The sequence below is a fragment of the Streptomyces lanatus genome, from assembly GCF_014655715.1.
Taxonomy (GTDB): domain Bacteria; phylum Actinomycetota; class Actinomycetes; order Streptomycetales; family Streptomycetaceae; genus Streptomyces; species Streptomyces lanatus.
Genome location: NZ_BNBM01000015.1, coordinates 99,328 through 112,784, shown reverse-complemented (window position 1 = coordinate 112,784; position 13,457 = coordinate 99,328). Strand labels below are relative to the sequence as shown.

12 protein-coding genes are annotated in these 13,457 nt (G+C 70.2%); 6 read left to right on the top strand and 6 right to left on the bottom strand.

Annotated features, from left to right (window positions below):
* Positions 1-23 precede the first annotated feature (23 nt).
* Positions 24-878, bottom strand: a complete 855-nt coding sequence (locus IE325_RS32550; protein WP_190073699.1) for an SDR family oxidoreductase — start codon at positions 876-878, stop codon at positions 24-26.
* A gap of 89 nt (positions 879-967) precedes the next feature.
* Between IE325_RS32550 and IE325_RS32545 the strand changes: the two genes are divergently transcribed.
* A complete protein-coding gene (locus tag IE325_RS32545) occupies positions 968-1,375 on the top strand; it encodes a winged helix-turn-helix transcriptional regulator (RefSeq protein ID WP_190073698.1) in 408 nt (135 codons plus the stop codon).
* A gap of 94 nt (positions 1,376-1,469) precedes the next feature.
* Entirely contained in the window at positions 1,470-1,985 is a 516-nt protein-coding gene (locus tag IE325_RS32540; protein WP_229912152.1) for a DUF6082 family protein, read from the top strand.
* A gap of 174 nt (positions 1,986-2,159) precedes the next feature.
* On the opposite strand, the gene IE325_RS32535 is transcribed toward IE325_RS32540, so the two are convergent.
* The 5 genes from IE325_RS32535 to IE325_RS32515 form a co-directional block, all read right to left on the bottom strand.
* Positions 2,160-3,239 carry a 2-oxoacid:ferredoxin oxidoreductase subunit beta gene (locus IE325_RS32535; protein ID WP_190073697.1) on the bottom strand — a complete coding sequence of 360 codons (1,080 nt, stop codon included), beginning with the start codon at positions 3,237-3,239 and terminating at the stop codon, positions 2,160-2,162.
* Positions 3,232-5,163, bottom strand: a complete 1,932-nt coding sequence (locus IE325_RS32530; RefSeq protein ID WP_190073696.1) for a 2-oxoacid:acceptor oxidoreductase subunit alpha — start codon at positions 5,161-5,163, stop codon at positions 3,232-3,234. The genes IE325_RS32535 and IE325_RS32530 overlap by 8 nt, the downstream gene beginning before the upstream one ends.
* 275 nt (positions 5,164-5,438) lie before the next feature.
* Positions 5,439-6,149, bottom strand: coding sequence for a LuxR C-terminal-related transcriptional regulator (locus tag IE325_RS32525; RefSeq protein WP_308437695.1), 711 nt, complete (start codon positions 6,147-6,149; stop codon positions 5,439-5,441).
* Positions 6,150-6,415: 266 nt separating this feature from the next.
* Positions 6,416-7,783, bottom strand: a complete 1,368-nt coding sequence (locus IE325_RS32520) for a sensor histidine kinase (RefSeq protein WP_190073694.1) — start codon at positions 7,781-7,783, stop codon at positions 6,416-6,418.
* Positions 7,784-8,456: 673 nt separating this feature from the next.
* Positions 8,457-9,665 (bottom strand): sensor histidine kinase, encoded by a 1,209-nt coding sequence (locus IE325_RS32515; protein WP_190073693.1) that lies wholly within the window; start codon positions 9,663-9,665, stop codon positions 8,457-8,459.
* Positions 9,666-9,966: 301 nt separating this feature from the next.
* Between IE325_RS32515 and IE325_RS32510 the strand changes: the two genes are divergently transcribed.
* Genes IE325_RS32510 through IE325_RS32495 form a run of 4 tightly spaced genes read left to right on the top strand, consistent with a single transcriptional unit; the run spans position 9,967 to position 13,455 of the window.
* Entirely contained in the window at positions 9,967-10,389 is a 423-nt protein-coding gene (locus IE325_RS32510) for an NADH-quinone oxidoreductase subunit A (RefSeq protein WP_190073692.1), read from the top strand.
* Entirely contained in the window at positions 10,380-11,042 is a 663-nt protein-coding gene (locus IE325_RS32505) for an NADH-quinone oxidoreductase subunit B (RefSeq protein WP_190073691.1), read from the top strand. Before IE325_RS32510 ends, IE325_RS32505 begins: the two co-directional genes overlap by 10 nt.
* Positions 11,039-12,490, top strand: coding sequence for an NADH-quinone oxidoreductase subunit C (locus IE325_RS32500; protein ID WP_190073690.1), 1,452 nt, complete (start codon positions 11,039-11,041; stop codon positions 12,488-12,490). The genes IE325_RS32505 and IE325_RS32500 overlap by 4 nt, the downstream gene beginning before the upstream one ends.
* Positions 12,487-13,455, top strand: coding sequence for a complex I subunit 1/NuoH family protein (locus IE325_RS32495; RefSeq protein ID WP_030947592.1), 969 nt, complete (start codon positions 12,487-12,489; stop codon positions 13,453-13,455). The genes IE325_RS32500 and IE325_RS32495 overlap by 4 nt, the downstream gene beginning before the upstream one ends.
* Positions 13,456-13,457 lie beyond the last annotated feature (2 nt).

The window sequence follows — 13,457 nt, the reverse complement described above, 5'->3', positions numbered from 1 at the left end:
GGGTGCCCGGAGGTGCTCTCGGGTCAGCCCTTCAGTGCGGCCGAGATCGCCTCGGAGATCGGCGTCGTGGGGCGGCCGGCCAGACGGGACAGGTCCCCGCTGTCCACGACCAGCTCACCCTTCTCCACGGAGGCGTCCACGCCGGCGAGGATCGCGGCCACGGGCTCCGGCAGTCCGGCGCCGGTCAGGATGCCGGTGAAGGCCTCGACGGAGACGGGGTTCTCGGCGATCTCCTTGCCGGTCTGCCGGCTCAGCTCGGTGGCGTACTCGGCGAAGCTCCAGGCGACGTCGCCGCCCAGTTCGTACGTCTGGTTCTCGTGCCCCTCGCCGGTCAGTACGGCGACGGCGGCGGCCGCGTAGTCGGCGCGCGAGGCGGAGGAGACGCGGCCCGCGCCGGAGGCGTGGGTGACGGCGCTGTACTGAAGGACCGGGGCGAGGTTCTCGGTGTAGTTCTCGTGGTACCAGCCGTTGCGCAGCAGCGTGTAGGGCAGGCCGGACTCCAGCAGTGCCTTCTCGGTGCCTCGGTGGTCGTCGGCGAGCGCGGCCGTGAGGGTGCCGGGGGCGCTGGTGTAGGCGAGCAGGGCGACACCGGCGGCCTTGGCGGCGTCGATGACGGCCTTGTGCTGGCCGACGCGGTCGTTGCCGACCTCGCTGCCGGATATGAGCAGCACCTTGTCGCCGGCCGCGAAGAGCCCGGCGAAGGTCTCGGGGGCGCTGTAGTCGGCCACGGCGAGCTTCACGCCGCGTTCGGCCAGGTCGGCGGCCTTCTCGGGGGTGCGGACGACGGCGGTCACCTGGTCCGCCGGGACCTTCTCCAGTAGCTGCTCCACGACGTGGCGGCCCAGGTTTCCGGTGGCTCCGGTGACGACGATGCTCATGATCAGAACTCCTTGTGGGGTGCGATGGCACTAACCCTAGGAGGTGCGCTAACTATGCGAAAGTACCCACTTTGAAGTAAGGTACTGGCATGGCAGTAAGTGATGTGGTGAGCAGCGTGACGGGACCGACGGGCAAGTACGACACCGGTGAGCAGATGTGCCCGCACCGGATGGTGCTGGAGCATGTCACCAGCCGCTGGGGCGTCCTCGTGCTGATCGAGCTCCTGGAACGCCCGTATCGCTTCAGCGAACTGCGCCGTGCGATCGGCCGCGTCAGCGAGAAGATGCTGACCCAGACCCTCCAGACCCTGGAGCGCGACGGCCTGATCCATCGCGACGCCAAGCCGGTGATCCCCCCGAGGGTCGACTACTCCCTGACCGACCTGGGCCGCGAGGCCGCACAGCAGGTGCGGGGGCTGGCGCTGTGGACCGAGGAGCGGATGGCGGAGGTGCTGAAGGCGCGGGAGGTGTACGACGCGCGCAGGAGCACCTCCTGAGCGGCAGGTTCGTCCTGGCGCCCCCTTTCCGCTTCCCGCGCCCGCTTGCACGCTGGGGTTGAAGCGTTGTCTCTCAGCGGATCGGGGGCGGGGCATGACTGTGTCGAACCGGGAAGAGCGGGTGGCGCCGGTACTGGAGCTGCTCGAACAGGCCGTTCAGCTGATCGGGGGCATGACCGACGCCATCGGCCGGCTGGCGGAGGAGATGCACCGGGCCAATCTGATCCAGCTCCAGGGCTTCCTGCTGGGGCGGCTGGACCGGGCGATCGACGATCCGTCCCTCGCCGACTCCTTGAGCACGTTCACCGATCTGTCCGACGAGAAGCGCCGGCAGATGCTGAACGCCAATGCGCAGTACGCGCTCATCCTGCTGGGCCATCGGGTCGGTGCCCTCGACCGCAGCGAACTCCTCGGCCATCTGAAGGTGCTGCGGCGCAATCCGGTCTTCACGGAGTACTGGCAGCGGTCCGCCCATGGGCGTCAGGACCTGCCTCCGGATTCCTTCGAAGCCCGTGTCGGCAGGGCCGTGGACGCCATCATGGACGAGCGCCTCGACGACCTCGACGAGTGGTGGGTCGTCGGCCCCGACTCCGAGTCGCCGACCCACTGAGGAGGCCGGATCCCATGGATCGGGGAAGTGCTTCGGGTGCGAACTGTCCCGACATCTTCGTTTCCCGATGCGTGACGGCGGTGAGGACATCACCGGCGCGGCTGGTTGTGCGATGCGAAGGGCCCGGGCGCCGCTGTGCGCCCAGGCCCTCGGTTCGTCGTCCGATCGCGTCGGTTATCCGACGACCGTCCAGGTGTCCCCGCCCGCCAGCAACGCCGCCAGGTCCCCCTTGCCGTTCTGCTCGATCGCCGAATCCAGCTGGTCGGCCATCTGCGTGTCGTACACCGGGCGCTCCACCGAACGGAACACACCGATCGGGGTGTGGTGCAGGGTGTCCGGGTCGGCCAGCCGGGACAGGGCGAAGGCCGTGGTCGGGGACGCGGAGCGGGCGTCGTGGACCAGGATCTGCGACTCGTTCTCCGGGGTGACGGTGACCACCTTCAGATCACCGGTCTGCGCGTCCCGTACGACACCGCGCGAGCCGTCCGTGCCGAAGCGGATCGGCTGCCCGTGCTCCAGGCGGATCACCGCCTCCTCGGCCTGCTGCCGGTCCTTGAGGACCTCGAAGGCGCCGTCATTGAAGATGTTGCAGTTCTGGTAGATCTCGATCAGCGCCGTACCCCGGTGCGCCGCCGCCTCGCGCAGCACCTGCGTGAGGTGCTTGCGGTCGGAGTCCACCGTGCGGGCCACGAAGGACGCCTCCGCGCCGATGGCGAGGGACACCGGGTTGAAGGGCGCGTCCAGCGAACCCATCGGCGTCGACTTGGTGATCTTGCCGACCTCCGAGGTCGGGGAGTACTGGCCCTTCGTCAGACCGTAGATCCGGTTGTTGAAGAGAAGGATCTTCAGGTTGACGTTGCGCCGCAGGGCGTGGATCAGATGGTTGCCGCCGATCGACAGCGCGTCACCGTCACCGGTGACGACCCAGACGCTCAGATCCCGCCTGCTGGTGGCCAAGCCCGTCGCGATGGCCGGGGCACGGCCGTGGATGGAGTGCATCCCGTACGTGTTCATGTAGTACGGGAAGCGGGAGGAACAGCCGATGCCCGAGACGAAGACGATGTTCTCCTTGGCCAGGCCCAGCTCCGGCATGAAGCCCTGGACCGCGGCCAGGATCGCGTAGTCACCGCAGCCGGGGCACCAGCGCACTTCCTGATCGGACTTGAAGTCCTTCATGGACTGGCGGGCCTCGGCCTTGGGGACGAGCGAGAGTGCCTCGATCGTGCCCGTGCCTTCCGTGGACGTCTCAGGCATCGATGGCCTCCTTGAGAGCCTTGGCAAGCTGTTCCGCCTTGAACGGCATGCCGTTCACCTGGTTGTACGAGTGTGCGTCCACCAGGTATTTCGCCCTGATCAGGGTGGCGAGCTGGCCGAGGTTCATCTCGGGGATCACCACCTTCTCGTACCGCCCGAGTACCACGCCGAGGTTGCGCGGGAACGGGTTCAGATGACGCAGATGCGCCTGCGCGATCGACTCTCCCGCGGTCCGCAGCCGACGCACCGCCGCCGTGATCGGGCCGTACGTCGATCCCCAGCCCAACACCAGCGTCTTCGCCTCGTGCGGGTCGTCGACCTCCAGGTCCGGCACCTCGATGCCGTCAATCTTGGCCTGGCGGGTGCGCACCATGAAGTCGTGGTTGGCCGGGGCGTACGAGATGTTGCCCGTGCCGTCCTCCTTCTCGATGCCGCCGATGCGGTGCTCCAGGCCCGGCGTGCCCGGGATCGCCCACGGCCGCGCGAGGGTCTGCGGGTCGCGCTTGTACGGCCAGAAGACCTCGCTGCCGTCGTCCAGGGTGTGGTTCGGTCCCTGTGCGAACTGCACCGTCAGATCCGGCAGTTCATCCAGCTCCGGGATCCGCCACGGCTCCGAGCCGTTGGCCAGATAGCCGTCCGACAGCAGCATCACCGGGGTGCGGTACGTCAGCGCGATCCGCGCCGCCTCCAGGGCCGCGTCGAAGCAGTCGGCCGGGGTGCACGGGGCGACGATCGGCACCGGCGCCTCGCCGTTGCGCCCGAACATCGCCTGGAGCAGGTCCGCCTGCTCGGTCTTGGTCGGCAGTCCGGTCGAGGGGCCGCCGCGCTGGATGTCGATCACCAGCAGCGGCAGTTCGAGCGAGACCGCGAGGCCGATGCTCTCCGACTTCAGGGCCACGCCCGGACCGGACGTCGTCGTCACTGCGAGCGAGCCGCCGAAGGCCGCCCCCAGCGCCGCGCCGATGCCGGCGATCTCGTCCTCGGCCTGGAAGGTCCGTACGCCGAAGTTCTTGTGCCGGCTCAGCTCGTGCAGGATGTCCGAGGCCGGGGTGATCGGGTACGAGCCCAGATACAGCGGCAGGTCCGCCTGGCGAGACGCGGCGACCAGTCCGTAGGACAGGGCGAGGTTCCCGGAGATGTTCCGGTAGGTGCCCACCGGGAAGGCCGTCGTCGCCGGGGCGATCTCGTAGGAGACGGCGAAGTCCTCGGTCGTCTCACCGAAGTTCCAGCCCGCGCGGAAGGCGGCGATATTGGCCGCCGCGATGTCGGGCTTCTTGGCGAACTTCGACTTCAGGAACTTCTCGGTGCCCTCGGTCGGCCGGTGGTACATCCAGCTCAGCAGGCCGAGCGCGAACATGTTCTTGCTGCGCTCGGCCTCCTTGCGCGTGAGGTCGAACTCCTTCAGCGCCTCGACCGTCAGCGTCGTCAGCGGCACCGGGTGGAGGCTGTACCCGTCGAGCGAGCCGTCCTCCAGCGGTGAGGTGTCGTAGCCGACCTTCTGCATCGCCCGTTTGGTGAACTCGTCCGTGTTGACGATGATCTCCGCGCCGCGCGGCAGATCGGCGAGGTTGGCCTTCAGGGCCGCCGGGTTCATCGCCACCAGCACGTTCGGCGCGTCGCCCGGGGTCAGGATGTCGTGGTCGGCGAAGTGCAGCTGGAAGGAGGACACGCCCGGCAGGGTTCCGGCAGGGGCGCGGATCTCGGCGGGGAAGTTCGGCAACGTCGACAGGTCGTTGCCGAATGTCGCCGTTTCCGAGGTGAAACGGTCGCCGGTGAGCTGCATACCGTCGCCCGAGTCCCCCGCGAATCGAATGATCACTCGGTCCAGCCGGCGGACATCCTTCGTCGTCCCTGCCGGTTTGCGCTGCTCTCCCACGACGGCTTCGTCGGCCTGCTCCGCTGGGCTACTGACCTGGCTGGTCACTGAACTGGACCTCCTTCGAGGCGGCTGTCTGGGCATGGCCTTCCCGCAAGCCTTCCCAGGATCAACCCTACGTCCGCGGAGGTCGCCCTCCCTGGGCCATTCGCATGACGGACATGGATTTGAGACGGTTCGCCACCCTGACTTGTCATGATTTACACGCCCCCCGGCGCTGCTTGTGAAGACGCTCCCTGCCGTTTGTTCGGTTGCCGTGTTCGCGTCCGTCCGGTGGATGCCGCGGGAGCGGTCACCCACTTCACTGACACGGTGTCGCTCCGTCAGGAGTTCAGGTAGGTGAGGACCGCGAGCACCCGTCGGTGGTCCCCGTCGCTCGGGGACAGCCCGAGCTTGAGGAAGATGTTGCTGACGTGCTTCTCGACCGCGCCGTCGCTCACCACCAGCTGCCGGGCGATCGCGGAGTTGGTCCGCCCCTCGGCCATCAGCCCCAGGACCTCCCGCTCTCGCGGGGTGAGCCCCGCGAGCACGTCCTGCTTACGGCTGCGGCCCAGCAGCTGGGCGACGACCTCCGGGTCGAGGGCCGTACCCCCCTGGGCCACCCGCACCACCGCGTCCACGAACTCACGGACCTCCGCCACGCGGTCCTTCAGCAGATAGCCGACCCCGCGGCTGGAACCGGCCAGCAGCTCCGTGGCGTACCGCTCCTCCACGTACTGCGACAGGACGAGTACCCCGAGTCCGGGGTGTGCCTTGCGCAGCAGCACCGCCGCCCGCACTCCCTCGTCGGTGTGCGTCGGCGGCATCCGCACGTCCGCCACCACCACGTCCGGCAGCTCGCCCTGACCGTCCAGCTCTGTGATGGTCTTGACCAGCGCGTCACCGTCGCCGACCCCCGCCACGACCTCATGCCCACGGTCGGTCAACAGCCGAGTCAGCCCCTCCCTGAGCAGCACCGAATCCTCGGCGATGACCACCCGCACCCTGTCCTCCACGATCCTCGGCCCCCCGAGCCTTGGCGTTCGGCCGAGCATCCCCCCGGCCCTGTCGTCCCTCGCGACCTCAGTATCCCGCGATCGGCTCTTCCTCACCGGGCCTGTGGATAACCCGTCGGCCGCAGTTCGGATCGCGTGGGGAGAAAGGGGGCGTCTTCGGGGCGCATGGCCGCGATATCGCTCGGGGGAGCTTGTGAACACCTCGGGGGTGCTTGCGAACACACGGGAATCCGGCCCCGAACCAACCGGAACCGGAGCCGGATCCCTCACCGGGTGGGCCGACCGGCCCACCCGAACCACACCACCTACACGGTCCGCCAGGGCAGCTCCGCCGTCACCCGGGTCGGCCCCCCGACCGGCGAGTCGACGACCAGGATCCCGTCCACCGCGTCGAGCCGCTCGGCCAGCCCCGACAGGCCCGAGCCGCCGGAGGTGTCCGCGCCGCCGATGCCGTTGTCCACGACCTGCAGCATCAGCCGGTTCTCCACCCGCCACACATCCACGGCCGCCCACGTGGCCCGCGAGTGCTTGCTGATGTTCTGCAGCAGCTCCGACACCGTGAAGTACGCGATCCCCTCGATCGCCGGCACCGGCCGCTCCACCAGGTCCACCTGGACCTCCACCGACACGGTGCAGCGCGAGGCCACCGCCGACAGGGCCGCGTCCAGACCGCGGTCGGTCAGAACCGCCGGATGGATACCGCGGGCCAGATCACGCAGCTCCTGAAGCGCCGTCTTCACCTCGCCGTGCGCCTCGTCCACCATCCGCGCGGCGGCCTGCGGATCCTCGGTCAGCTTCTCCTTCGCCAGGCCCAGATCCATGGCCAGGGCCACCAGGCGGGCCTGCGCGCCGTCGTGCAGATCGCGCTCGATACGGCGCAGGTCGGCGGCGGCCGTATCGACCACGACACCGCGGTCGGACTCCAGCTCCACCACGCGCGTGGCCAGCGGCGACGGGCCGAGCAGGCCGTGCACCATCAGCCGGTCCACCGACGTCAGGGCCCGCACGATCCAGGGCGTGGCCAGCGTGAACAGCAGGCCCACCAGCGCGGTCACCGTGATCTCGAAGGGGTTGTCGAGGTAGATGCTGTGGGTCTCGTCGCCGAAGATCTGAAGGCCGTCCTGACCGGCCCACATCGGGAAGACCCAGAACCACAGCGGATACGTCAGCAGCGCCCAGCCGTACGCCCACACGTTCAGGGCGACGACGAAGGAGAACACCGCCCACGGGAAGTGCAGCACCGCGTACATCAGGGCCCGCCATGACGTGCCGCTCTTCAGTACGGCGCCCATCCACGCCATGAAGCCGCGCCGGCGCATCCGCAGCGGCTCCGGCTCGGCCACGTCCAGCTTCAGCAGCGCACGCGCGCGTGCCCGCTCCAGCATCCCGAAGCCGCGGCAGCCGGCCAGGCCCGCCGCCAGCACCGGGATGCCCAAGAACGTCACCAGCAGGCCGGCGCCCAGCGACACCATGGTGATGGCGTACACGAACAGCATGATGCTGATCGGCAGGCTGAGCAGCACATATCCGAACTCGCGCCAGCTCCGTGCCTCGAACGGCGCCCGCAGCCCGGCCGGCACCCGGTGCCGCCGCTCACCGCCGTGCTCGGGCAGGTCGAGCCCGTGCCCGTATCCCTGCCCGTGCCCGTAGCCCTGTCCGTAATCCGTGGCCATCGGCGTCGTCCGTTCTCCTCGTCCCATCAGCCCCGCAGGGGCTGTGCCGTCGTATCTCCACCCTGCTGCAGCGGGGGTCTGGGGGACATGGAGGTCGTCGGCGTCTTGGGTGGGGGGTTTTCCCTACCCCTGGGGGCGGGCCGGTGGCTGGGGGTGGGTGGGCCTTGGTGTGGGCGGGGCGCTGTCTTGGGGTGGTCTTCGGCCGTGCGGTGGGGCTGTGGGCGGGTGTGGTCTTCGGCCGTGCCTGGGGCCGTGGCCCGGCGTGGGCTTCGGCCGTCGTCGCGTGCCTGGCCGCGTGTGGGTTCCAGTCGTGAGCGGGCCCCTGGCCGGGCATGGACTTCAGCCAGGCGCCGGGGGCTCGTCGAGCCCGGGCTGCAGCCGCGCGCGGGGCCAGCAGAACACCCCGCCCCGCCTCAGCAGCGAGCCACGCCCGCCGCTGCTCAGGCCGAGGGCCGGCTGTGGGGCTTGGCCCTGCCCGGGCCGTGGCTGACTGACTGTGAGGCTGGCCCCGCGCGGGCGCCTGGCTGACCGTGGGGCCCCGCCCTGCGCGCGCCCTGGTTGGCCGCGAGGCAGCCCTCAGCCGCCCCCCCCGCAGACCAGGCCTCAGCCGCGTCCGCCCGACCAGCCCTCAGCCGTCCGCCCGGACGACCAGCCCCCAGCCGTCCCCGCAGACCTACCCCTCCCCAGGAACGCGGTCCCGCCACGGCAGCTCGGCCGTGACCGTCGTCGGGCCGCCGGTCGGTGATTCGATCACGAACAGTCCGTCCACGGCGTCCAGGCGGTCGGCGAGGCCGCGCATGCCCGTGCCGCCGTCGAGGCGGGCGCCGCCACGGCCGTCGTCGGACACCTGGATGAGCAGCCGGTCGTTCGCCCGCCACACATCCACCGACGCCGACCTCGCCCCGCTGTGCTTGCTGACGTTCTGAAGGAGCTCGGAGACGGTGAAGTAGGCGATGCCTTCGATGGCCTGCACCGGTCTGGAGAGCAGATCCACGGTCACCTTCACCCGCACCGTGCAGCGTGAGGCGACGGCCGACAAGGCGGCGTCCAGGCCCCGGTCGGTCAGTACGGCGGGATGGATGCCGCGCGCCAGATCGCGCAGTTCCTGCAGGGCGAGCTTCACCTCGCCGTGCGCCTCCTCGACCATCGAAGCCGCCGTGTCCGGGTCCTCCAGAAGCTTCTCCTTGGCCAGCCCCAGCCCCATGGCGAGGTTGACCAGCCGGGCCTGTGCGCCGTCGTGCAGGTCGCGCTCGATGCGCCGTAGATCGGCCGCCGCCGTGTCAACGACGACGCCCCGGTCCGACTCCAGTTCGGCGATACGGCGCTCCAGCTCATCGGAGGGCGACAGCAGGCCGCGCACCATCGCGCGGTCCGCGTTCGCCAGGCCGCGCGCGATGAACGGCAGCACCGGCCACAGCACGAACAACGAGGTCAACGTGATGACAAAGGTAAGGACGCCCCAGGGCAGCCGAATGAAGTCGTAGAGGATCGTGCGCCAGCCGACCGGGTCCTTCAGCGCCTGCCACAGCTGCGGGAAGAAGCCGTCCTTGCCGCCGCGCAACGGCAGCGGACTCGGCTCCTCCACCTGCACCCCGAGCAGCGCACGCGCGCGTGCCCGCTCCATCTTGCCCAGCTGCCGCGCGCCGATCAGCCCGGCCGCGAGCAGCGGAAGGCCGATCACGGTCAACGTCAGCAGGGCGCCGGTGAACAGCACCACCGCGACGTAGACGAAGCCGAGCAGGGACAGCGGAAGGTTCGCCAGGAGATGCGCGATCTCCTTCCAGGTGTGCCGGTCGTAGGCGAAACGGGCCGGTGGCAGCGGCGGCTGCTCGCGGTCGGACCGCCCGGAGGCGTCACGCGAAGGGCTGGGGCGTTCGGTCATATGGGCTAGCGTGCCGCGCGGTGCGCCGCCGCGCCATGGAGCGGTCCGCCGCGTTCTCCGGGGGAAAACCCCACCCCGACGACCGACGGGCGGGGCACCCCCGCATCTCGACGAGATCTCAACGCGTGACGGGCTGCTTACGGTCTCTTTAGCAGGGCCTAGACTCCCGTGCGTACAGATCGTCGAACGGTGTCGTTTTCACGGGGAACAGCGCTGTTCACGAGGTCACACATGGCAGGACACTGGTCCCAGGGCCCGTTCCTGGGGCATCGGTCACGAGGTCAGGGAGCGAGGGACGGACGTGTCGGAACAGACCGTCGTCGTCGCGGCGGATGCGCACAACGTCGTCGTCTCGGCGGACTACTTCCAGTCCTACTCGGTCGTCGGACTGCTCGCCGTCATCGGCGTGCTGTTCGTCGCCGTCGCGTTCGGGGCGGGCCGCCTGCTGCGCCCCGTGGTCCCCACGCCCGAGAAGCTCATGACGTACGAGTGCGGCGTCGACCCCGTCGGCGAGGGCTGGGCCCACACCCAGGTCCGCTACTACGTGTACGCCTTCCTGTACGTGATCTTCGCCATCGACTCGATCTTCCTGTTCCCCTGGGCGACGGTCTTCGCCGACCCGGGCTACGGCGCGACCACCCTCGTCGAGATGTTCGTCTTCCTCGGCTTCCTCGCCGTGGGCCTGCTCTACGCATACAAGAAGGGCGTTCTGGCATGGACGTGACGCCAGACACCGAAGGGCAGCAGCCCATTCTGCTGCCGGAGCCGAAGCGCCTCGGCGCGCTGGCCCGCCTCGCGCCGGAGCCGATGAAGGTGATCCTCAACTGGGGACGCCGCTACTCCCTCTGGGTCTTCAACTTCGGCCTCGCCTGCTGCGCGATCGAGTTCATCGCCGCGTCGATGGCCCGCCACGACTTCATCCGCCTCGGCGTGATCCCGTTCGCGCCCGGGCCCCGCCAAGCCGACCTGATGGTGGTGTCGGGCACGGTCACGGACAAGATGGCTCCGGCCGTGAAACGCCTCTACGAGCAGATGCCCGAGCCGAAGTACGTCATCTCCTTCGGCGCCTGCTCCAACTGCGGCGGCCCCTACTGGGACTCCTACTCCGTCACCAAGGGCGTCGACCAGATCATCCCCGTCGACGTCTACGTCCCCGGCTGCCCGCCACGCCCCGAGGCGCTGCTCCAGGGAATCCTGAAGCTCCAGGAGAAGATCGCGCGCGAGTCCCTCGGCGAGCGATACGGCGTGAGCGGGACGGCACGACCGTCCACGGCGGCGCTGCAGAGCGGGTTGGTGCGGGGGCCGGAGGCGCCGTCGGCCGGTGGTGCCCATGGTGCCGGTGGTGCGGGTGCTGACGCCGGGGAGGCCGGCCGATGACGACGACCGGCTGGCTGCCCGCCCCCGTCGAGGACCTCTTCGGCCCGGAGGCCACGGCCGAGGAGTCGTACGAGGTCCTGACGGTCGACGTACCCCCGACCTCCTGGATCACGGCGCTGGAGACGGCACGTGACCAGCTGGGCTGCACCTATTTCGACTGGCTGAGCGCGGTCGACGAACCGGGCACCGGCTTCCGCGTCGCTGCCCACGTCGCCGTCCTGTCACCAGTACGGCGCCTGCTGGTCCGTACGACCGTCCCGCACGAGGCGCCCACGCTGCCCTCGGCGGTCGGCGTCTACGCGGGCGCTGCCTGGCACGAACGGGAGACCCACGAGATGTTCGGCGTCGTATTCGCCGACCACCCGTCCCTGGACCACCTCCTCCTCCCGGACACCTTCGAGGGCCACCCCCTCCGCAAGGACTTCGTCCTCGCCGCCCGCGTCGCCAAGGCCTGGCCCGGCGCCAAGGAACCCGGCGAGTCCGAACACGGCGGCCCCAAACGCCGCCAGATGCTCCCACCCGGCGTCCCCGACCCGAACGAATGGGGCCCCCTGAAGGGCCAACTCCCCCCAGCCCCGGCCCGCCCGGCCCGAGGCCCGGCACGGGCAGCCGGGGAGCGCCCGGCCAGGGCCGCGGGGGAGCGACCGGTTCGGCGTGCGCGTACGGCGGCGGAGGGGTCGGCGAGCCAGGCGGAGGCGCCGGCGGACGCCACCGTTCCGCGGCGTGCGCGCACGGCGGCGGAAGGTTCGGCCAGCCAGACGGCCGGGCCGACCGGAGAACCGGAGGGCACCGCTCCGCGCCGTGCCCGTACCGCTGCGGAGGGTTCGGCCAGCCAGACCGCCACTGAAGCGACCGAGCCGCGGAGCCCTGCCGAAGGAGCCGAGGCCACGGGCACGGGTACGCCCCCCGCCCGCCGTGCCCGCAGCGCGAGCGAAGGCTCGGCATCACAACGCCCCGCAACCGGCACCACTCCCGCCGCCCCCCGTCGCTCCCGCAGCGCCTCAGAGGGCTCGGCCAGCCAACTGCCCGCATCCGATGCCGCAGCACCCGACGAATCGGCCCCCGGCACGGCTGCCTCCGACGTGCCGACACCCAAGGCCCCCCGCAGCCCGGACGCCCCGTGGCACCACGCCCGCCCGGCATTCGACGAGCCCAAGCCCGAGCGCGACCAGCCGGAGTCCGGGCGGGACCAGCCCGAGCCCCGGCGCGACCAGTCGGAGTCCGAGCGCGGCGAGCCGGAGGCCAGGCCTGGCCAACTCGAGCCTGAGCACGACGAGTCGGAACCCAGGCACGACGAGTCGGAATCCCGGCACGGCGAGCCGGAGCCCAAGCGCCAGCCCGCGCCCACGCCCGAGCCCAAGCCGCGCCCCGACTCGCCCCCCGCCCAGTCCCCGGAACCCGACGACGACTCCACCGACCGCACCGACCCCACAGGAGGCCCGCAGTGAACGACGCGCTCGACGTCACCCTGCGACTCCTGATCGTCTTCGTCGTCTTCCTGACGTTCCCCCTGATCATCGGCCAGACCGAGCACAAGGTGATGGCCCATATGCAGGGCCGCCTCGGCCCGATGTACGCCGGTGGCTTCCACGGCTGGGCCCAACTCGTCGCCGACGGCGTGAAGTTCGCGCAGAAGGAGGACGTCGTCCCGGCCGGCGCGGATCGCCGTATCTTCCAGCTCGCCCCGGCCGTAGCTCTCCTCCCTTACCTGCTCGTCCTCCTCGCCATCCCCATCGGCCCGAGCGAGGGCGCGGTCGGCGAGGTCATCGACGCGGGCATCTTCTTCGTCCTCGCCGTGATGGGCGTCGGCGTCCTCGGCTCGCTGATGGCCGGCTGGGCCTCCGCCAACAAGTTCTCCCTTCTCGGCGGCCTGCGCACCGCCGCTCAGCTCCTCGCCTACGAACTCCCGATGCTGCTCACCGCCGCCTCCGTGGCGATGGCCGCCGGCACCGTCTCCCTCCCCGGCATCCTCGATGCCTTCGAGTGGTGGTGGCTGCCCTGGCAGATCGTCGGCGCGATCGTCTTCTTCGTCGCCGGACTCGCCGAACTCCAGCGCCCGCCCTTCGATATGCCGGTCGCCGACTCGGAGATCATCTTCGGCGCCTACACCGAGTACACCGGTCTGCGCTTCGCCCTCTTCCTCCTCGCCGAGTACGCCGGAATCGTCGTCCTGTGCGGCCTGACCACCGTCCTCTTCCTGGGCGGCTGGCACGGCCCCTGGGGTGCCGACGGCCTGGGCTGGGTCTGGACCCTGCTGAAGACGGCCGTCCTCGCCTTCATCGTGATCTGGCTCCGCGTCACCTACCCCCGACTGCGCGAGGACCAGTTGCAGAAGCTCTCCTGGACCCTCCTCGTCCCCCTCTCCCTCGCCCAGATCGCCCTCACCGGCGTAGTCAAGGTGGTGATCCAGTAACC